Consider the following 18,492-nt stretch of genomic DNA (forward strand, 5'->3'; position numbering starts at 1 on the left):
CCGGGGAGCTACAAGCTCCAAGCTTCAAGCTGCAAGAAAGAGCAGCGAGCGGTGCGTATGCGAGGGGCGGCAAACCTGAACTGCTTTTACTTGCAGCTTGAAGCTTGCCGCTCGAAACTCCTCAGAACACTGACGCGTAATCGCCCAACTCGACCTGAACCGACTTGATGCGGGTGAAGTTGTTCAGCGAACTGATGCCGTTCTCGCGGCCCACGCCCGATTGCTTGTAGCCGCCCACCGGCATCTTGGCGTCGGACTCGCCCCAGGCATTGATCCAGCAGATACCGGCTTCCAACTGGTGGATGATGCGGTGGGCGCGGTTCAGGTCGCGGGTCACAACGCCGGCGGCCAGGCCGAACTCGGTGTCGTTGGCGCGACGGATCACTTCTTCTTCGGTTTCGTAGCTGAGGATCGCCATCACCGGGCCGAAGATTTCTTCCCGCACGATGGTCATCGCGTCGGTGCAGTCGGTGAACACGGTCGGCGCGACGAACGCGCCCTTGGCGAACTCGCCGTCGGTCAAGCGCTTGCCGCCACACAGCAGGCGTGCGCCTTCAGCCTTGCCCTTCTCGATGTAGCCCAGCACGCTCTCCATGTGGGCGAAGCTCACCAGCGGGCCGAAATTGGTATTTTCGTCCTCTGGGTTGCCGATGCGGATGCGCGCCACGCGTTCGGCGATCTTGGCTTCGAACGCCGCCTTGAGATGGCTTGGCACGAACACGCGGGTGCCGTTGGTGCAGACCTGGCCGGAGCTATAGAAGTTGGCCATCATCGCAGTGTCGGCGGCGCGATCCAGGTCGGCGTCGTCGCAGATGATCAACGGCGACTTGCCGCCCAGTTCCATGGTCACGTCCTTGAGCGACGAACTCGAGGCGCTGGCCATGACTTTCTTGCCGGTATCGGTGCCGCCGGTGAACGAGACTTTCTCGATGCGCGGGTGCTCGGTCAGCCAGGTGCCGACTTCACGGCCGCTGCCGGTCAGTACGTTGAACACCCCAGGCGGAACGCCGGCTTCGGTGTAGATCTCGGCCAGCTTCAGGGTGGTCAGTGAAGTGACTTCGCTTGGCTTGAAAATCATTGCGTTGCCGGCGGCCAGGGCCGGTGCGGACTTCCACAGCGCGATCTGGATCGGGTAGTTCCACGCACCGATCCCGGCCACGATGCCCAGGGGTTCGCGACGGGTGTAGACGAACGAGGTATCGCGCAACGGAATCTGCTCGCCTTCGATGGCGGGCACCAGGCCGGCGTAGTATTCCAGCACGTCGGCGCCGGTGACGATGTCGACGTAGCGGGTTTCGGAGTAGGCCTTGCCGGTGTCCAGGGTTTCCAGGGCGGCCAGCTCGTCGTTGCGCTCGCGCAGGATGTCCACGGCGCGGCGCAGGATCCGCGAGCGCTGCATGGCGGTCATGGCAGCCCAGATTTTCTGGCCCTTTTCGGCACTGGCCACGGCGCGCTCGACGTCCTCGAACGTTGCGCGCTGCACTTGGGCAAGCACTTCACCGTTGGCAGGGTTGATGGCTTCGAAAGTGGCGTCGCCGCTGGCATCGCTGTATGCGCCATCGATGTAGAGTTTTTGCAGTTCGAAACGGGCCATAAAGTCCTCGCAAGTGCATAAGTGGTTGGCTGCCCCGTGCGCGTCTTCTAAAGCTGACTACGCAGTTCGGCGGCGGTTCAGGAGTCCAGCGGCTCTGTGTGCTCTGATGCCCCTGCCTTGCCCAGTTGGAAATCCATGTATTCGTAAGCGATCCGGTGTGCCTGGGCGGTGTCGAACGCGTCTCCCGACAGCGCCCCGCGCAGCCACAAGCCGTCAATCAGCGCGGCCAGGCCCCGTGCCGCACTGCGTGCCTCATCAAGGGGCAGGGCGCGACGGAACTGGCAACACAGGTTGGAATACAGACGGTGATCGTTGATCCGCTGCAACCTGTGCAATGACGGGTGGTGCATGCTGGTGGCCCAGAAGGCCAGCCAGGTTTTCATTGCCGGGCCATTGACCTGGCTGGCGTCGAAGTTGCCCTCGATGATTACTTTCAGGTGCGCCCGCGGGCTCTTGTCCTCCAGTGCCAGCCGGCGCGCGGTGACGTTCTCACTCAGCACCGTCATCAGGTACTGGGCCGTAGCCGCGATCAGGCCATTCTTGTCCTGGAAATAGTGACTGATGATGCCGTTGGACACCCCGGCCAAACGGGCGATCAGCGCAATGCTGGCGTCTCCCATGCCGACCTGATCGACGGCCTGCAACGTGGCTTCGATCAATTGCTGACGGCGGATGGGTTGCATACCGACCTTGGGCATTGGGGTCTCTCTCCTCGATCATCCAGCGGACAGAGAGTTGCCCGATGGAGCTGATGAGCAGTCTATTTTGTTTTGATTGAACGTTCAATCAATAAAAAATCGGACGTACGTCAAGGCCCAAAGATCGCTTTCCAGGCATGCAAAACCCTGTGGGAGCGAGCCTGCTCCCACAGGGCTCGCTCCCACAGGGTTGAGGTTCAGCCCAGGTTCTTGCCCAGCAGCGCGTGGTACAGCTCGCTGTCGCCAAGGATCCCGACTACCTTCTGGTTGTCGTGGAGCACCAGCTTGTTACCGGTCTGGTAGCGGATCTGCAGCGCGTCGCGCATGCCGATGTTGGAGTCCACCAGTGTCGGACGACGGCCCAGGCCTTCGACGGGTTGCCCCTGGACCCAGTTCTGCAGGTCCAGTGCCGCGCCGTTCTGGCGTGCACCCTTGATGGTGTTGCCTTCGGCCAGGTCGAGCCAGGAGTCGCCGCCTGGATCCAGGCACACCGAACCGTTGATGCGCTTGCAGTTGTCCAGGGTGCGCATCAGGCTGCGGCCACACAAGACGTTGAGCGGGTTGGTATGGGCGACGAAAGTGCGCACATAGTCGTCCGCCGGGTTCAATACGATTTCTTCCGGCTTGCTGTACTGGATGATCCGGCCGTCTTTCATGATCGCGATCCGGCTGCCCAGCTTCAGGGCTTCGTCGAGGTCATGGCTGACGAACACGATGGTCTTGCTCAATTTGCGTTGCAGTTCCAGCAGTTCGTCCTGCAGGCCTTGGCGGATCAGCGGGTCGAGAGCCGAGAACGGTTCGTCCATCAACAGGATGTCTGCGTCCATCGCCAGGGCGCGGGCCAGGCCGACCCGTTGTTGCATACCGCCAGACAATTCATCGGGCTTCTTGTTGCGCCATTGGGACAGGCCCACCAGCTCAAGTTTCTCATCCACCAGCTTGCGTCGTTCCTTTTCCGGACGGCCCTGCATTTCCAGGCCGAAGCTGATGTTCTCGCGCACCGTCAGCCAAGGCATCAGGGCGAACTTCTGGAACACCATGGCGATACGCTTGGTGCGCATCATCTTCAGTTCGGCAGGGCTGCAGGAGGCAATGTCGATCTGCCGGCCTTCATGCTCGACGAACAACTTGCCACGGCTCACGGTGTTCAGGCCGTTGATGCAGCGCAGCAGGCTGGATTTGCCGGAGCCGGAGAGGCCCATCAGAACGCAGATTTCGCCTTTCTCGATGTCCAGGCTGGCTTTTTCCACGCCGACGATTTGCCCGGTCTTCTTCAGGATCTCGTTGCGGGTCATGCCTTGGTCGAGCAGTTTGAGGGCCTCGCGTGGATCCTTGGCGAAGATCACATCGACCTGGTCGAAGCGGATTATGCTCATGCGTCACCCCCTGCTTTGGCGTCGGGTTGTTTGCAGATACGGTCGAGCATGATCGCCAGCAATACGATCGCCAGACCGGCTTCGAAGCCCAGGGCGATATCAGCGGTGTTCAGTGCGTTGACCACGGGTTTGCCCAAACCGTCGGCACCTACCAGTGCGGCGATCACGACCATCGACAACGACAGCATGATGCACTGGGTGACACCGGCCGCGATGCTTGGCATCGCATGGGGCAGTTCGATGCGCGACAGGAGCTGGCGACGGGAGCAGCCAAAGGCCTTGCCAGCGTCCATCAGTTCTTCCGGAACGTCGCAGATGCCCAGGTAAGTCAGGCGGATGGGCGCGGCAATCGCGAACACCACCGTGGAGATCAGACCCGGGACCACACCCAGACCGAAGAGGGTCAGGGTAGGAATGAGGTAGACGAAGGTCGGTACGGTCTGCATCAGATCGAGTACCGGACGCATCATGGTGTAGAACATCGGCTTGTGCGCGGCAACAATGCCCAGCGGCACACCGATCACAACGCAGACCAGGGTAGCGAACATCACCTGGGCCAGGGTTTCCATGGTTTCCTGCCAGTAACCCAGATTGAGGATCAGCAGAAAGGAGGCAATGACGAATACGGTGAGGCCCCATTTGCGCTGGATGAAATGCGCCAGCAGGGCAATCAGGCCAATCAAGGCCAGGGGGTTGAACCAGGTCAGCGCAAATGTCACGCCGTGAATCATCGTTTCCAGGAACAGTGCGATGGCGTCAAAGGTGCTGGCGCCATGTTGCGTCAACCATTCGACGAAGTCCGCAATGTACTGGCCCAAGGGTATTTTCTGATCAATCAGCATGGTAGTGAACGTCCGCATGCAAGGGATAAACAGCCCGGGCGGGTGGACCCGCCCGGCATAACTATTACTGTGCGAGCTTGGCTTTCACGGCTTCCAGGCCAGGTTTTCCGTCAATGGTGGTCACGCCAGCGAGCCAGGTATCGAGTACCTGTGGGTTTTTCTGCAGCCACGCCTTGGCGGCAGCTTCAGGCTTCATCTTGTCGTCGAGCACGTTGCCCATCAGCGTGCTTTCCATGTTCAGGGTGAATTCCAGGTTCTTCAGCAACTGACCCACGTTGCTGCATTCCTGGACGTAGCCCTTGCGGGTGTTGGTCGCCACGGTGGCGGCACCGAAGTCCGGACCGAAAAATTCATCACCACCGGTCAGGTACTGGATCTTGAAGCGGGTGTTCATCGGATGTGGTTCCCAACCGAGGAACACCACGTCGGTGTTGCGTTTCGAGGCACGTTCGACTTGGGACAGCATGCCCGCTTCGCTCGACTCGACGACCTTGAAACCGGCGTCCTTCAGGCCGAAAGCGTTCTTGTCGATCATGCTCTGGATCAAACGGTTGCCATCGTTGCCGGGCTCGATGCCGTAGATTTTGCCGTCGAGCTCTTTCTTGAATTTGGGGATGTCTTTGAAATCCTGGAGGCCCTTTTTGTACAAGGCTTCGGGAACCGCCAGGGTGTACTTGGCGCCTGTGAGGTTGGTCCGCACGGTTTCCACGGTACCGGCATCGCGGTAGGCCTTGATGTCGTTTTCCATGGTCGGCATCCAGTTGCCGAGGAACACGTCCATGTTCTTGCCGTCGGCCAGGGACTTGTAGGTCACCGGCACGGAAATCATGGTGGTCTTGGTCTTGTAGCCCAAGGCCTGGAGAATGACGCTGGTGGTGGCGGTGGTCACGGTGATGTCGGTCCAGCCGACGTCGGAGAAGTTAACAGTGCTGCACTGTGCGGGTTCAGCAGCGTTGGCCAGCATGGGAAGACTCAGCATGGCGGCCAACAACAACGTCTTGGAACCTTTCATGAGTGGACTCCTGGTGTTTTATTGGCGGTGTCCGGTCGGACAATCGCGCTTTGTATTGGATGTTGCGGTTGGGGCGCGTGAACACTGTCTCGACACGCGGCCTTGAAAACGAGCCGTAACCGATCATGTACCAGCGCAAATCTGTCGCCTACAGGGTGAGTCGTATCCAGTACAGGGAGGGTCGCATCCAGTGTCGGTGACGTCGTTTACAGATTTTTTCCGCCTCTGGCAGGTCTCTGACACGCAAAAAAACGGCGTAGAACCCTGTCATGGGGCCGGCGACGTTGGTGGGCATAATTGCGTCGGTGTCAGACGTCGACCCCTAGGGCAAAAACCGGATGATGCGGCCATCCGGCGTTGAGCGTAGCAGCTCCGTCACCGGGCGCTCCTGCGCCCGGATATGCCCGTTCTGGAGGTTCTAGGCAATGGCAATCAGTGTGTTCGATCTGTTCAAAATCGGTATTGGCCCGTCCAGTTCTCACACGGTCGGCCCGATGCGCGCCGCGGCGCTGTTTGTCGAGGCGCTGCGGGCAAAGGCGTTGTTGAACGACGTGCGGCGGGTCGAGGTTCAGCTCTATGGTTCGCTGTCGGCCACCGGCATCGGCCACGGCAGCGATACCGCGGTCATCATGGGGCTGATGGGCGAGTGGCCGGATGCGATCGATCCGTCGCAGATTGCGCCGCGCATCGCGCGGTTGCGCGAAACCGAGACCCTGCAATTGGACGGTCGCTTGCCAGTACCTTTCGTATGGGCGCGGGACATGCGCCTGATCGACGAAAACCTGCCGTTCCATCCCAATGCCATGACGCTGGTGGCCGAAGGCGCCAGCGGTGAGTTGTTCCGCGACACCTATTATTCAGTTGGCGGTGGCTTTGTCGTCGATGAGGCCCAGGCCTCCAGCGGCGTAGCGGACCTGGACACCACTCAGCTGCCTTATGATTTCTCCAGCGCCGAAGAACTGCTCATGTTGTGTCGCACCCACAACCTGCGCGTGGCCGAACTGATGATGGCTAACGAAAAGGCCTGGCGCTCGGAAGAAGAAATCCGCAGTGGGCTGATGAAGCTCTGGCGGGCCATGCAGGATTGTGTCGAGCAGGGTCTCAAGCACGAAGGTATCCTGCCCGGCGGGTTGAACGTGCGCCGGCGTGCGGCCAAGTTGCACCGCAGTCTGCAAGAATTGAACAAGCCGAATGTTATCGGCTCGACCCTGAGCGCGATGGAGTGGGTCAACCTCTTCGCCTTGGCGGTCAACGAGGAAAACGCCGCCGGTGGACGCATGGTGACGGCGCCGACCAATGGCGCGGCCGGGATCATTCCAGCAGTGCTGCACTATTTCATGAAGTTCAGCGAGGACGTTACCGACGCCAACGTGGTGGATTATTTCCTCGGCGCGGCAGCGGTGGGCATCCTGTGCAAGAAGAACGCCTCGATTTCCGGTGCCGAAGTCGGTTGCCAGGGCGAAGTGGGCTCGGCCTGCGCCATGGCGGCGGCGGGTCTGGCGGAGATTCTGGGGGCCACGCCGGAGCAACTGTGCAACGCGGCGGAAATCGGCCTGGAGCATAACCTCGGCCTGACTTGCGACCCGGTGGGCGGTCTGGTTCAGGTGCCTTGCATCGAGCGCAATGCGATTGCCGCGGTAAAAGCCATCAATGCGGCGCAAATGGCCCTGCGGGGTGACGGCCAGCATTTCATATCCCTCGACCGGGTGATCCGCACCATGCGTGATACCGGCGCCGACATGCACGACAAATATAAAGAGACGTCGCGCGGTGGGTTGGCGGTCAGTGCGGTGGAGTGTTGATCGGATCGCAACGGTCCCTCCTTGTGGCGAGGGGATAAATCCCCTCGCCACAAGCGCCTCTGAAACTGCTCAATAAACGAACATTGCCTCCTGAATCCGCCACCTTTTAGCGCGTCGCAATCAGATAAGACCCTGTTCTCGGATCAGCCGGCGCGCAGCTTTCGACCGTTCGTCTCCCGTGCTTGCGGTGACACTGTGCCGAAAACGGCGCAGCCCAGTTACCACAAGTGCTACCGAACTGCTCACTGCTCGCTGGACCAAGCGCCGGAAGCCTTTGAAGACCCCGATAATCCACACGCGGTATGCGCCTTATATAGACGGCTCGGCATGTCGTTTTCAGGATTTATTGAATGCGTATTCAAATTTAGGCACGGCAATTGCTCTATCCATAACAAAGCCCGTCTCCTGCGTAGAGACCGAGGGCAATCACCAATAAAAAGAGCCTCCGCCTGAGGCCATCACCCGCTTTGTGTGAGGAGATACCGCGATGACGTCGACCCACTCCGGGGCCCAACCCCAGAACCGTGCGCCTCAGTCCATCGGCTTTTTGCTGCTGGACAATTTCACGCTGATTTCCCTGGCGTCCGCAGTGGAGCCCCTGCGCATGGCCAACCAGCTATCCGGTCGCGAGCTGTATCGCTGGACCACCCTCACCGTGGATGGCGGGCAGGTCTGGGCCAGTGACGGTCTGCAGATCACTCCGGACGCGTCCATGCACAAGGCACCGGCTCTGGATACCGTTATCGTCTGTGGCGGCATCGGCATCCAGCGCACCGTTACCCGCGAACACGTGTCCTGGCTGCAGGGCCAGGCCCGCCAGTCCCGCCGCCTTGGCGCGGTCTGCACTGGCAGTTGGGCATTGGCCTGCGCCGGTCTGCTCGATGGGTTCGATTGCAGCGTGCACTGGGAATGCCTGGCGGCGATGCAGGAAGCTTTCCCGCGGGTGTCGATGAGCACCCGCCTGTTCACCCTCGACCGCAACCGTTTCACCAGCTCCGGCGGTACCGCGCCGCTGGACATGATGCTGCATCTGATCAGTCGCGACCATGGTCGCGAATTGTCGGCGGCCATCTCGGAAATGTTTGTCTATGAGCGCATCCGCAACGAGCAGGATCACCAGCGTGTGCCGCTCAAGCACATGCTCGGCACCAACCAGCCGAAGTTGCAGGAAATCGTCGCGCTGATGGAGGCCAACCTCGAAGAGCCGATCGACCTGGACGAACTGGCGGTGTACGTCGCCGTGTCCCGGCGTCAGTTGGAGCGGCTGTTCCAGAAATACCTGCACTGCTCGCCGTCGCGCTATTACCTCAAGCTGCGACTGATCCGTGCACGGCAACTGCTCAAGCAGACGCCGATGTCGATCATCGAAGTGGCATCGGTGTGCGGCTTCGTCTCCACGCCGCACTTCTCCAAGTGCTACCGCGAATACTTCGGCATTCCACCGCGCGACGAGCGCGTCGGTTCCAACACCACGCAACAGGTGGCGATGATGCCATTGCCGCAGGCCCTGGTGCTGTCGCCGTTGTCCGGTCCGTTGTCGGCATTGAGCCAGGCGCGCAACGAGTCGACGTTTGCCAGTGTGAGGCTCTAGACCGAGGCGCCTTCATCGCGAGCAGGCTCGCTCCCACAGGGGATGCTGCGGGTGTCACAGATAGTGTGCACGCCGCAGACCACTGTGGGAGCGAGCCTGCTCGCGATTGGTTTTTCAGGCGCTGTGGTTCTGTTGGTATTGCGCCAGTGCCGGCAACAGCTGCTTGTCGATCGCCTGGCGCACAGCCGGCAAGATGGTAGCGCTGCTGGTGTACATTTCCTTGACCATCCGGCGCAGTTCATTGGCACGAGCCTTGTCCAGGCCGCGCACCGCACACTCGCAGGCCTGCTCGGCGGTAGAGCCGCTGGGTATCTGAAGACCGAGAGCCTTGAACTGGCCCAGCAGGTCTTCCTGGTCGATCAAATCGGCGTGCATCATGACGCTTTTCCTTGTTCCGGGATTGGGGTCTGATCCGATTCTGGTAGCCACCCGAAGCGGCGGCAAGGGCAAATCGTCGCGATGACCTATATGGCTATGAGTGTGTCGTTTTCGGCTAACTGACGCTGATCGGGACTGGGCACACTGGCCTCAAGCTGAATCACGATGGTTTGGTCACCCTCGCGCGACAGCTCCTCCAGTAACGCCTCCTGCCCCGATCCTGTCACGGCTTGATCGGGGATTTTTTTGTCTTCTGCAACTGTAAAATCAGTTTACGACTGCTCGTATGCAAAGGATGGCTACGAGTTGCTGTTTGGCATTAGCATTACGACCAATTCAGATTGGACTGTCTATGCTTGCTCTTCACTTGTTCCGCGCTCGATAGGGCGACGGTTACAGGCTGAAACTCGTCTATCCGGGCCGAACCTCCAGTCAGATGGACAAAACGGAAGGTAACGTAATGCTGAAACTCTTGACCCTTAAAGGTGTTGGCCCTGCAGAGGTCTTCGGGCCTGTCGAGTTTGCTCCTCGTCTGAATTTCATCACTGGCGATAACGGATTGGGGAAAAGTTTTCTGCTGGATGCTGCGTGGTGGGTTCTCACACGAACTTGGGCGAGAGGTATCGAAGCCGTCCCCCGGGAGAGCGCTACCAGTGCCAGTATCGGATTTGCTTTCAGCAAAGTGACAGCGGGAGACAAGGAAGGCGTAATTCCATTCGATGGCGGTATTTGGCGAAAGCCGAAGGCACGCCCTTCTATTCCGGGTGTGGTGATCTATGCCGGAGTGGACGGAAGCTTTTCTGCGTGGGACCCAGCACGAAATTACTGGAGTGACCAGCAAGCGGATGCAGAAGAAAAAATCCGTGCGTTCAATTTTTCACCCGATCAGGTCTGGAAAGGAGCGGTATCCGACAAAGGTACGAATATCTGTAATGGCCTTATTCACGATTGGGTTCGCTGGCAACGAACCAGCGGTGATTCTGCATTCAAGGAATTGACGCTGGCGCTGGATGCTTTATCACCTTCAGGCATCGAGAAGTTATCACCGGGTGAGCCTTGTCACATCGGTGCGCTCGATGAAACTGAATATCCAACGTTGAGGATGTCGTATGGCCTTGATGTTCCGTTGGTGCATGCATCGGCGGGGATGCGTCGTATTGCGGCCCTGGCCTACATGTTGGTCTGGACTTGGAATGGCCATAAGCGCGCGTGCAGACAACGGAAAATCAAACCGGCGAAGGAAATTATTTTTCTCGTCGATGAGGTGGAGTGTCATCTTCATCCTCAATGGCAGCGTCGAATCGTTCCCGCATTGCTCAAGGTCGTTCAAGCCATGACGGGGGAGGAGGTGGCTGTTCAATTGTTGATTGCCACTCACTCTCCTCTGGTCCTTGCGTCTGTTGAGCCTGACTTCGATCAGTCGATCGATGCGGTGTTCAACATCAATCTTGAGGCGGGTGAAGCCCATATCTCCAGAGAGATTTGGGCCAAGCAAGGGGATGTTGTCAATTGGTTGGTCTCGGAGTCTTTTGGCTTGAGGCAGGCTCGGTCCGTGGACGCTGAGCTGGCGATAGAGGCAGCCGAGGCTTGGATGCGAGATGATCGAAAGGATCTGCCTGCGCACCTTGATAGCGAAAAGGAAATTCACGAGGCGCTAATTAAGGCCCTGCCCGAAACCGACCATTTTTGGCCTCGCTGGATTGTCTCTGTGGAGAAGAGCGTTGAAGACAGACGGCGTAGGCGGCAGAAATGATTCCTGTACCTAATCCTATCGATGAGCCAAAAGAATTCGACAAGGACTGTCGCAAGAAAGGAGCCGCTTGGCTCCTGGCCAATCCCGATAAAAGCCGTCCTACAGACTTTTGGTCCGCATTCAAACCGGCCCTTGCACAAGGATTCAGTGACCGTTGTGCATTAGGTGCCATGTGGATATCGGACGGCACCGTTGACCATTTTGTCAGCTGTCATGAAGACATGGCTCTTGCCTACGAATGGTCCAACTATCGATATATGGCAGGCTGGCTGAACAGTTCCAAAAGCAAGAAGAAAGCGGCTGACTTACTTGATCCGTTCCTTGTTGGTGCTGGTTGGTTTGAAATATTACTGCCTTCACTTCAGTTGGCGCTCACAGACGAAGTTCCCCAGCGTTTTCGAAAGCGCGCAGAAAATATGCTGACCAAACTGCCTATTCGAGACGACGAGCGCTTGCTGCGCACTCGCCGCGAATGGTTGCGAATGTATGAAGACGACGAGCTCAGCCTGGAAGGATTGCGTAAGAAAGCACCTCTGATTGCCGCTGCCGTTGAGAAGCGAAACATCAAACAACAGATTGTTGCTCTGTCGCACGAGCAAGTAAGAAATGCCTATGAAAGCGCGTGTAGTGCGGGTCGGGACGCGGTTCGGGAGCAAACAAGACTGAACGGTCGTCGTGGCGAGGATGGTCACAGGCGCCAAATGATAATTTGGACAGCAGAAGGGAGAGCGGATGCCGTCGTTACACTGATAGCCCTTCAGCTTGCCACTCCGAGGGGTGGGGATTTCCATGAGTTGTCCATGGGGGTGGTCGATGCCTCTGGCGATATTGCTTTTCAGGGGGCAAGGCAAGCCGCCGCCAGCTTGACGGATTCGTTGGGAGTGCAATTCCATGCCGGCGATGATCACGTGCTGCGGCGTGATGATTGAATCCAACCAAAGCCCGCGACGGCACGCTTGCCGTGTCTAGCGCTGCAACACCAGGATCCGCGACAGCAACTCATCCCGATCCACATAGCAGCCCTGGAAATGCCGCGCGCCGGTGGCCGGGTCGAAGGCGTTGCGGGCATGGAGGGTGCGGCGGTTGTCGAAGCACCACAACTGGCCGGGCTCCAGCCGCTGCATCAGGCGAAATGACGGTTCGCGGGTCAAGGCGATGAAGCGCCGGTAGGCGCGGTAGAGCCTGGGCATCTGCTCGACCGAGGTGTCGAACGGCCCGCGCAGGAAGTTGGCCATGCGGATTTCCGCAACCTGCCCCAGCGCATCCAGCGCGATGATCGGCGCCAGGCAGCGATAGTCGCTGTGGCGATCCTTGTTGCGAAACTCCACTGGGATCTCGCATAACGCTGCAAAAGCCTCGGGGTCTTCCTGGCGCAGGGCTTGGGCGATGGCGAAACCGTCGACGAAAATGCTCTCGCCGCCGTCCGCGTCATTGACCAGGCAATGCAGGAACTGCAACCCCGGCTGCAACTCTCGGGTCGGCAAGTCGCTGTGCAAGGGCAGGTTGAAGGCGGTGTAGGCGTTACTGTCGGCATCGGCCTTGGATTGCACATTGAACAGCACGCCGAAGTTGCTCTCGCGGATAAACGAGATGCGCTGGGCAATCTGTTTCAGCGAGCCGGGTTCGGTGGGCACACCGCGGACCTGGGTCAGGCCGACGTCCCGTACCGCCAGCAGCCATTGCAGCAGCGCGTCGGCATCTTCCATCAGCGCCGGGTAATCGAATACCGGCAATTGCAGATCGTGTTTCCACAATTGGCGCTCGGCCTTGCCTGCCAGACGCTCGGCCCTGGATTCATCATCGTAGGCGTGGGCACGGAGCCAGCCCGGATCGAAACGGCTGCAATGGCCGTCCTGCCAATCCACACACAGGCAGCCTTCGGCATCGAGGCGGATCGCACCAGGCGCCAGCTCTTCAGGCACATCGACGATTTCCAGCACCTGTTCCCGGGTAACGGTATAGACGCACTGCGGGCAGGGGCAGTTATCCCGCAGCCATTGATGATGAAACGGGCTGAGCCGGCCGTCGGCCCAGGTGACCTGTATCCGGTCGGCGAAGGGACTTGCCGCGGTCAGCGCGCAAACCAGGGGATAGCGGCGGAAGTCGGCAAAGGCAGCGGCGGTGTTCATGGCGATCTCCTGTTCGAAGCTTAACGGGCAGGCGGCAGGGCAATGATCCGACCGATGTAGTCCGGCGATGGCAGATCGGATTGTTCAGTGATCAAGGCCTTGAGTTTGCCCAGGGTGGCCTCCGTGAAGGGCGCCGAACGCGGGCCCGACAGATCGACGTGCAGCAGCATCTGCTCGTTACCCGCCAACGCCTTGTCCCCGCCGACCAGGTGCAGGCTGTGATAGAGATGCAGGCGTTTGGCGTCGTGACCGATGATCTGGGTATGCACCTCGACGTCGGCGTCGACCTTCACCTCGTGCAGGTAATTGAGGTGCAGTTCGAGGGTGAACAGCGAGTGGCCGCTGGCGTCGCGGTTCTGGCTGTCCATGTCGAGCATGTCCATCAGCGCGTCGGTGGCGTAGCTGAAAATCAGCAGGTAGTACGCGTCGCGCAGGTGACCGTTGTAATCGACCCATTCGGGGCGAATATGGGTTTGATAGGTGGTGAGGGTGGGCATGATGACAATCCAACTGAAGATTGGGTTTCATGTGGGAGCGGGCTTGCTCGCGAAAGCGGTGTATCGGCCAGAACATCTTTAGCGGATGTACTGGCCTCTTCGCGAGCAAGCCCGCTCCCACAAAGGTTATTCGGTGAAGTTCATGCCATGTTTGGCCTTGGTGGTCTTCACCGCCTCCAGCACCGCCAGCAGGCAGTCGTCACGATAGCGCTCCAGCGCCGCAATGCTGTGGCTGCCCAACTGATCGCTGGTGCCTTCCACCACGTCGTCGATCAACTTCTCAGTCAGTTCCGGTGCCGGTAGGTAGGTCCACGGCAGTTGCAATGCCGGGCCGAACTGGGCCATGAAATGACGCATCCCGGCATCGCCGCCGGCCAGGGTGTACGTCAGGAACGTACCCATGAACGACCAGCGCAGCCCGGCACCGAAGCGGATGGCGTCATCGATTTCGCCGGTGGTCGCCACGCCGTCGTTGACCAGGTGCAATGCTTCGCGCCAGAGCGCTTCAAGCAGGCGGTCAGCGATGAAACCGGGTACTTCCTTGCGCACGTGCAGGGGGCGCATGCCGAGCGATTCATAGACCTGCATGGCGGCCTGGATGGCTTCTGGCGCGGTGTTCTTGCCACCGACCACTTCCACCAGTGGCAGCAGGTACACCGGGTTGAACGGGTGGCCGACCACGCAGCGCTCGGGATGAGTGGAACCTTCGTAGAACTCGCTCGGCAGCAAGCCTGAGGTGCTGGAGCCGATCAACGCGCCCGGCTTGGCGGCGGCGCTGATCCGGCTGTGCAGATCGAGTTTGAGTTCCAGGCGCTCGGGGGCGCTTTCCTGGATGAAGTCGGCATCGCGTACACACTCCTCGATGGTCGCGACAAAACGTAGCCGGTCCTGGGAGGCGCCAGGCGCCAGGCCTTGCTTCTCCAGTGCGCCCCAGGCACTGGCGACGCGTTTGCGCAGCGCTGCCTCGGCACCCGGTGCCGGGTCCCAGGCCACGACGTCCAGGCCGTGGGCCAGGGCTCGGCTGACCCAGCCGCTGCCGATGACGCCACTGCCCAGGGCGGCGAAGGTCTTGATGTCGGTGATAAAGCTCATGGTGGTTTCCTGAATAGTTCGGTGAGCCAATTGTGGGAGCGGGCTTGCTCGCGAAGGGGCCGGTACATCCAATGGCTATCTCGTGAACGGAACACCGTCTTCGCGAGCAAGCCCGCTCCCACATTTGTTCTGTAGCGTACAAAAATCTGGGTTTTCAGTAGGTGTGATGTACAAGCTCGGTTCAGCTACGCTTGACTAACCCCATCTTCTTGCGGCCTTCGGCGGGCGTGAGCACGCGGGCACCGAGGCGGCTGAGAATCTCGCCAGCGCGCTCCACCAGTTGGCCGTTGGTGGCGAGCACGCCCTTGTCCAGCCACAGGTTGTCTTCCAGGCCGACCCGCACGTTGCCGCCGAGCAGCACCGCCTGGGCCGCCATCGGCATTTGCATGCGGCCGATGCCGAAGCCGGCCCACACCGCGTCTGCCGGCAGGTTGTCGACCATGGCCTTCATGGTGGTGGTGTCGGCCGGTGCGCCCCATGGGATGCCCAGGCAGAGCTGGAACAGTGGGTTGTCCAGCAGGCCTTCTTTGATCATCTGCTTGGCGAACCACAGATGGCCGGTGTCGAAGATTTCCAGCTCGGCTTTGACCCCCAGCTCGGTGATGCGCCTGGCCCCGGCCCGCAGCTGCGCCGGGGTCGAGACGTAAATGGTGTCACCGTCGCCGAAATTCAGGGTGCCGCAGTCCAGGGTGCAGATTTCCGGCAGCAGTTCTTCGACGTGGGCCAGGCGGGTCAGCGGGCCAACCAGGTCGGTGTTGGGACCGAACTCCATCGGCCGTTCGCCGGGCCCGATCTCCAGGTCGCCGCCCATGCCGGCGGTGAGGTTGACAATGATGTCCACGTCCGCCTCGCGGATGCGTTCCATCACTTCGCGATACAGCGCCACGTCGCGGCTGAACTTGCCGGTCTGCGGGTCGCGGACGTGGCAATGGACCACCGTGGCCCCGGCCTTGGCGGCTTCCACGGCGGCTTCGGCGATCTGTTTCGGCGTGACCGGTACGTGAGGGCTCTTGGCGGTGGTGTCGCCAGCACCGGTGAGTGCGCAGGTGATGATGACGTCGTGGTTCATGGTGCGGTTTCCTTCAGGCGTAGTGAGTCACTGCGCAGCCAGTCGGGTGCTGCGCAGAGGGATAACGTTCGATCAGTTACTGGTCAGTTTCAGGTTGTCGGCGGCCGGCTTGCCGTCGAAGGTGGTCACGCCTTCGAGCCAGCGCTGCTTGTCCTGGGGGTGGTCCTTGAGCCATTGCCGGGCCGATTCGAGCGGGTCCTTGTGATCCAGCAGTGGCTGCATCATCTTGCTCTCGTCCTTGGCACTGAAGGTCAGGTTGCTCAGTAGCCGGCTGACGTTCGGGCATTGTTCGGCGTAGTTCGGTGCGGTGACGGTCCATACGGTGGCCATGCCTTCATTCGGGCCGAGGGCGTCTTGGCTGCCGGTGAGGTAGGTCATCTGTACGTTAACGTTCATCGGGTGCGGCGCCCAACCGAAGAACACCACGGCTTCCTTGCGCCGCACGGCACGGTCCACGGCGGCGAGCATGCCGGCCTCGCTGGACTCCACCAGTTGGAACTTGCCCAGGCCGAACTGGTTCTTGGCGATCATTGCCTTGATCTGAGTATTGGCGCCGGAGCCGGGTTCGATGCCATAGATCTTGCCGCCCAGTTCCTTCTCGAACTTGGCGATGTCGGCGAAGGTCTTCAGGCCCTTGTCGGCCAGGTAAGTCGGCACCGCCAGGGTGGCGCGGGCGTCCTTCAGGCTGGGTTGCTCCAGTACCTTCACCTGCTTGGCCTCGACGAACGGCGTGATGGTCTGGGTCATCAGCGGGTTCCAGTAGCCCAGGAACAGGTCCAGGCGCTGGTCGCGGATGCCGGCGAAGATGATTTGCTGGGAGGCGCTGGTTTGCTTGGTCTGGTAGCCGAGACCGTCGAGCATCACCTGGGTCAGGGCGCTGGTGGCGATGACGTCGGTCCAGTTGACCACGCCCAGGCGCACGTTCTGGCACGCTGCCGGTTCGGCGGCCAGGGTGGCGGAGCTCATGCCCAGGAAGGTGGTACCGCTGAGTGCAAGAACGCAGGAGCTGATCAGTCGTTTCATGTCGGGTTCCTCGGCAGCTTATTGTTATGGGTTCCGGCGTCTGCGCGCCGGTGATGCCAAGTTACGCAGCCGGCCCTTTCGCAAAACGCACTGCGGCGACCCGCACTTGCACTGCGGCGACCTCTTGAACGGCCCCGGCAAGTGGCGTATCAAGATCTCCACGCTGCCCGTCGACCGAGTGCGCCATGTCCCAGGACTTCTATTTCTTGCTGATGCCGGGTTTTTCGGCCATCGGCTTCATTTCGGCCATCGAGCCGTTGCGGGTAGCCAATCGCTTTCGCGGTGAACTGTACCGCTGGCATGTGTTGAGTGCCGATGGCGGTGCGGTCCTGGCCAGCAACGGCATGTCGGTCAACGCCGATGCTGCGCTGGAGCCGTTGAAGAAAGGCGCGACGTTGTGGGTGGTGGCGGGGTTCGAACCGCTGAAATTCGCCACGCCGGCGTTGGAGCGCTGGTTGCATCGACTGGACAAGGAGGGCGTGACCCTCGGCGGCATCGATACGGGCAGTGTGGTTCTGGCCGACGCGGGGTTGCTGGAAGGGCACCGGGTCACCCTTCACTGGGAGGCCATCGAGGCGTTCAAGGAGTCTTATCCACAGCTCAGCGTGACCCAGGAGCTTTTCGAAATCGATCGTCGCCGCATCACCTGTGCCGGGGGCACTGCTTCCATCGATCTCATGCTGGACCTGATCGGCCAGGCCCATGGCGCGGACCTGGCGATTCAGGTCAGCGAACAATTCGTGCTCGGCCGCATCCGCCCGCGCAAGGATCACCAGCGCATGGAGATTGCCAGCCGCTACGGCATCCGCAACAAAAAGCTGGTGCATGTCATTGGTGAGATGGAAACCCACAGCGAACCGCCCCTGAGCACCCTTGAGCTGGCCGAATCCATCGGTGTCACCCGGCGCCAGCTCGAGCGGCTGTTCCGCCTGCACCTGAACGACACGCCCAGCAACTTCTACCTGCGCCTGCGTCTGGAAAAGGCCCGGCAACTGCTGCGCCAGACCGACATGAGCGTGCTGGAAGTGAGCATAGCCTGCGGATTCGAGTCACCGTCGTACTTCACCCGCAGTTATCGGGCGAGGTTCGAGCGGTGTCCTCGGGAGGATCGGCGCAAGGTGGTCTGATGGCCGAACAAAGGGCCTGTGGGAGCGAGGCATTATTGTTTCATCAACGCCGCACACGCCGCCTTGTACGCCTCATGCTGATACTTGTTCAGCGTCGCCGGCAAAGCGAAGTCATGTTTCTTGCTCTGTGCATTGATGGTCTGTGGCGAAAGCAGGGTCACTTCGCAGCCTTCCAGCAACTGGAAAATCCCTTCGATCTTGAACGTTGTGGGGCCGCCGGCGAATTCGCCCTTCTTGCTGCGTTTCTTGATGGCGATGCGTTCGATGCCGTTCTCCAGCACAAACGCCCGTACTTGAGCAGCGAACGCTTTGACGTTGGCGGCCTCGTCATCCTCGTCCAGGGTGATTTTCTTGGTATTGAGCGCGACGTGGCTCAAGGCCTGTTGATCCAGTGAAGCGACGGCGATGATTGCTTCGCTGCCTTTGATTTCAATGCCGCAGATAATCATTCGAACCTTCGGGATTTGGATATGAGGCTCAAGTCTATCCACATCGAAGCCAGGAGACGT

At 60.2% G+C, this 18,492-nt stretch carries 17 protein-coding genes; 5 read left to right on the forward strand and 12 right to left on the reverse strand.

The window, feature by feature from the left end:
- Positions 1–121 precede the first annotated feature (121 nt).
- The 5 genes from betB to FBY02_RS09325 all read right to left on the reverse strand — a co-directional run bounded on the left by betB (position 122) and on the right by FBY02_RS09325 (position 5,522).
- On the reverse strand, positions 122–1,594 hold the full coding sequence (gene betB, locus FBY02_RS09305) for a betaine-aldehyde dehydrogenase (RefSeq protein WP_144926367.1): 1,473 nt from the start codon (positions 1,592–1,594) through the stop codon (positions 122–124).
- 77 nt (positions 1,595–1,671) lie between these two features.
- Positions 1,672–2,292 carry a transcriptional regulator BetI gene (gene betI / locus FBY02_RS09310; RefSeq protein WP_144926370.1) on the reverse strand — a complete coding sequence of 207 codons (621 nt, stop codon included), beginning with the start codon at positions 2,290–2,292 and terminating at the stop codon, positions 1,672–1,674.
- A gap of 197 nt (positions 2,293–2,489) precedes the next feature.
- On the reverse strand, positions 2,490–3,668 hold the full coding sequence (gene choV / locus FBY02_RS09315; protein ID WP_144926372.1) for a choline ABC transporter ATP-binding protein: 1,179 nt from the start codon (positions 3,666–3,668) through the stop codon (positions 2,490–2,492).
- The gene (gene choW, locus FBY02_RS09320; RefSeq protein ID WP_144926375.1) at positions 3,665–4,510 is read right to left on the reverse strand and encodes a choline ABC transporter permease subunit; all 846 of its coding nucleotides are present in this window, start codon (positions 4,508–4,510) and stop codon (positions 3,665–3,667) included. Before choW ends, choV begins: the two co-directional genes overlap by 4 nt.
- Positions 4,511–4,574: 64 nt before the next feature.
- A complete protein-coding gene (locus FBY02_RS09325) occupies positions 4,575–5,522 on the reverse strand; it encodes a choline ABC transporter substrate-binding protein (RefSeq protein ID WP_144926378.1) in 948 nt (315 codons plus the stop codon).
- A 425-nt stretch (positions 5,523–5,947) separates the two neighbouring features.
- Here FBY02_RS09325 and FBY02_RS09330 point away from each other — a divergent pair, with 425 nt between their 5' ends.
- Together FBY02_RS09330 and FBY02_RS09335 are read left to right on the forward strand one after the other, a co-directional pair.
- On the forward strand, positions 5,948–7,324 hold the full coding sequence (locus FBY02_RS09330) for an L-serine ammonia-lyase (RefSeq protein WP_144926381.1): 1,377 nt from the start codon (positions 5,948–5,950) through the stop codon (positions 7,322–7,324).
- A 487-nt stretch (positions 7,325–7,811) separates the two neighbouring features.
- Positions 7,812–8,915 (forward strand): GlxA family transcriptional regulator, encoded by a 1,104-nt coding sequence (locus FBY02_RS09335; protein ID WP_024776554.1) that lies wholly within the window; start codon positions 7,812–7,814, stop codon positions 8,913–8,915.
- A 114-nt stretch (positions 8,916–9,029) separates the two neighbouring features.
- Here FBY02_RS09335 and FBY02_RS09340 read toward each other — a convergent pair whose 3' ends face one another.
- On the reverse strand, positions 9,030–9,293 hold the full coding sequence (locus tag FBY02_RS09340) for a hypothetical protein (RefSeq protein ID WP_144926384.1): 264 nt from the start codon (positions 9,291–9,293) through the stop codon (positions 9,030–9,032).
- Between the two features lie 460 nt (positions 9,294–9,753).
- Here FBY02_RS09340 and FBY02_RS09345 point away from each other — a divergent pair, with 460 nt between their 5' ends.
- Together FBY02_RS09345 and FBY02_RS28225 are read left to right on the forward strand one after the other, a co-directional pair.
- Entirely contained in the window at positions 9,754–11,046 is a 1,293-nt protein-coding gene (locus tag FBY02_RS09345; RefSeq protein ID WP_144926387.1) for an AAA family ATPase, read from the forward strand.
- Positions 11,043–11,975: a hypothetical protein gene (locus FBY02_RS28225; RefSeq protein ID WP_218570568.1), complete on the forward strand. Its 933-nt coding sequence runs from the start codon at positions 11,043–11,045 to the stop codon at positions 11,973–11,975. The genes FBY02_RS09345 and FBY02_RS28225 overlap by 4 nt, the downstream gene beginning before the upstream one ends.
- Positions 11,976–12,011: 36 nt before the next feature.
- On the opposite strand, the gene FBY02_RS09355 is transcribed toward FBY02_RS28225, so the two are convergent.
- The 5 genes from FBY02_RS09355 to FBY02_RS09375 all read right to left on the reverse strand — a co-directional run bounded on the left by FBY02_RS09355 (position 12,012) and on the right by FBY02_RS09375 (position 16,856).
- Positions 12,012–13,175 (reverse strand): gamma-butyrobetaine dioxygenase, encoded by a 1,164-nt coding sequence (locus FBY02_RS09355; protein WP_144926390.1) that lies wholly within the window; start codon positions 13,173–13,175, stop codon positions 12,012–12,014.
- 20 nt (positions 13,176–13,195) lie between these two features.
- Complete coding sequence (locus FBY02_RS09360; RefSeq protein ID WP_144926393.1) at positions 13,196–13,672, reverse strand: thioesterase family protein; 477 nt, start codon at positions 13,670–13,672, stop codon at positions 13,196–13,198.
- A gap of 126 nt (positions 13,673–13,798) precedes the next feature.
- The gene (locus FBY02_RS09365) at positions 13,799–14,764 is read right to left on the reverse strand and encodes an L-carnitine dehydrogenase (RefSeq protein ID WP_144926396.1); all 966 of its coding nucleotides are present in this window, start codon (positions 14,762–14,764) and stop codon (positions 13,799–13,801) included.
- 181 nt (positions 14,765–14,945) lie between these two features.
- Positions 14,946–15,833, reverse strand: coding sequence for a 3-keto-5-aminohexanoate cleavage protein (locus FBY02_RS09370; protein ID WP_144926399.1), 888 nt, complete (start codon positions 15,831–15,833; stop codon positions 14,946–14,948).
- A gap of 72 nt (positions 15,834–15,905) precedes the next feature.
- Positions 15,906–16,856 (reverse strand): choline ABC transporter substrate-binding protein, encoded by a 951-nt coding sequence (locus FBY02_RS09375; RefSeq protein ID WP_144926402.1) that lies wholly within the window; start codon positions 16,854–16,856, stop codon positions 15,906–15,908.
- Positions 16,857–17,041: 185 nt separating this feature from the next.
- On the opposite strand from FBY02_RS09375, the gene FBY02_RS09380 reads away from it, so the two are divergent.
- Complete coding sequence (locus FBY02_RS09380; protein ID WP_047702367.1) at positions 17,042–17,983, forward strand: GlxA family transcriptional regulator; 942 nt, start codon at positions 17,042–17,044, stop codon at positions 17,981–17,983.
- A 32-nt stretch (positions 17,984–18,015) separates the two neighbouring features.
- Here the strand turns inward: FBY02_RS09380 and FBY02_RS09385 are convergent, their stop codons facing one another.
- On the reverse strand, positions 18,016–18,432 hold the full coding sequence (locus FBY02_RS09385; protein WP_144926406.1) for a DUF3010 family protein: 417 nt from the start codon (positions 18,430–18,432) through the stop codon (positions 18,016–18,018).
- Between the last annotated feature and the right edge of the window lie 60 nt (positions 18,433–18,492).

Source organism: Pseudomonas sp. SJZ078 (assembly GCF_007828255.1).
GTDB lineage: Bacteria > Pseudomonadota > Gammaproteobacteria > Pseudomonadales > Pseudomonadaceae > Aquipseudomonas.

Coding starts and splice junctions, on each gene's coding strand:
- betI (WP_144926370.1), bottom strand. CDS start 2,292: ATGCCCAAGGTCGGTATGCAACCCATCCGCCGTCAGCAATTGATCGAA.
- FBY02_RS09335 (WP_024776554.1), top strand. CDS start 7,812: ATGACGTCGACCCACTCCGGGGCCCAACCCCAGAACCGTGCGCCTCAG.
- FBY02_RS09330 (WP_144926381.1), top strand. CDS start 5,948: ATGGCAATCAGTGTGTTCGATCTGTTCAAAATCGGTATTGGCCCGTCC.
- FBY02_RS09370 (WP_144926399.1), bottom strand. CDS start 15,833: ATGAACCACGACGTCATCATCACCTGCGCACTCACCGGTGCTGGCGAC.
- FBY02_RS09340 (WP_144926384.1), bottom strand. CDS start 9,293: ATGATGCACGCCGATTTGATCGACCAGGAAGACCTGCTGGGCCAGTTC.
- FBY02_RS09355 (WP_144926390.1), bottom strand. CDS start 13,175: ATGAACACCGCCGCTGCCTTTGCCGACTTCCGCCGCTATCCCCTGGTT.
- FBY02_RS09325 (WP_144926378.1), bottom strand. CDS start 5,522: ATGAAAGGTTCCAAGACGTTGTTGTTGGCCGCCATGCTGAGTCTTCCC.
- betB (WP_144926367.1), bottom strand. CDS start 1,594: ATGGCCCGTTTCGAACTGCAAAAACTCTACATCGATGGCGCATACAGC.
- FBY02_RS28225 (WP_218570568.1), top strand. CDS start 11,043: ATGATTCCTGTACCTAATCCTATCGATGAGCCAAAAGAATTCGACAAG.
- FBY02_RS09345 (WP_144926387.1), top strand. CDS start 9,754: ATGCTGAAACTCTTGACCCTTAAAGGTGTTGGCCCTGCAGAGGTCTTC.
- FBY02_RS09385 (WP_144926406.1), bottom strand. CDS start 18,432: ATGATTATCTGCGGCATTGAAATCAAAGGCAGCGAAGCAATCATCGCC.
- choV (WP_144926372.1), bottom strand. CDS start 3,668: ATGAGCATAATCCGCTTCGACCAGGTCGATGTGATCTTCGCCAAGGAT.
- FBY02_RS09380 (WP_047702367.1), top strand. CDS start 17,042: ATGTCCCAGGACTTCTATTTCTTGCTGATGCCGGGTTTTTCGGCCATC.
- FBY02_RS09360 (WP_144926393.1), bottom strand. CDS start 13,672: ATGCCCACCCTCACCACCTATCAAACCCATATTCGCCCCGAATGGGTC.
- choW (WP_144926375.1), bottom strand. CDS start 4,510: ATGCTGATTGATCAGAAAATACCCTTGGGCCAGTACATTGCGGACTTC.
- FBY02_RS09375 (WP_144926402.1), bottom strand. CDS start 16,856: ATGAAACGACTGATCAGCTCCTGCGTTCTTGCACTCAGCGGTACCACC.
- FBY02_RS09365 (WP_144926396.1), bottom strand. CDS start 14,764: ATGAGCTTTATCACCGACATCAAGACCTTCGCCGCCCTGGGCAGTGGC.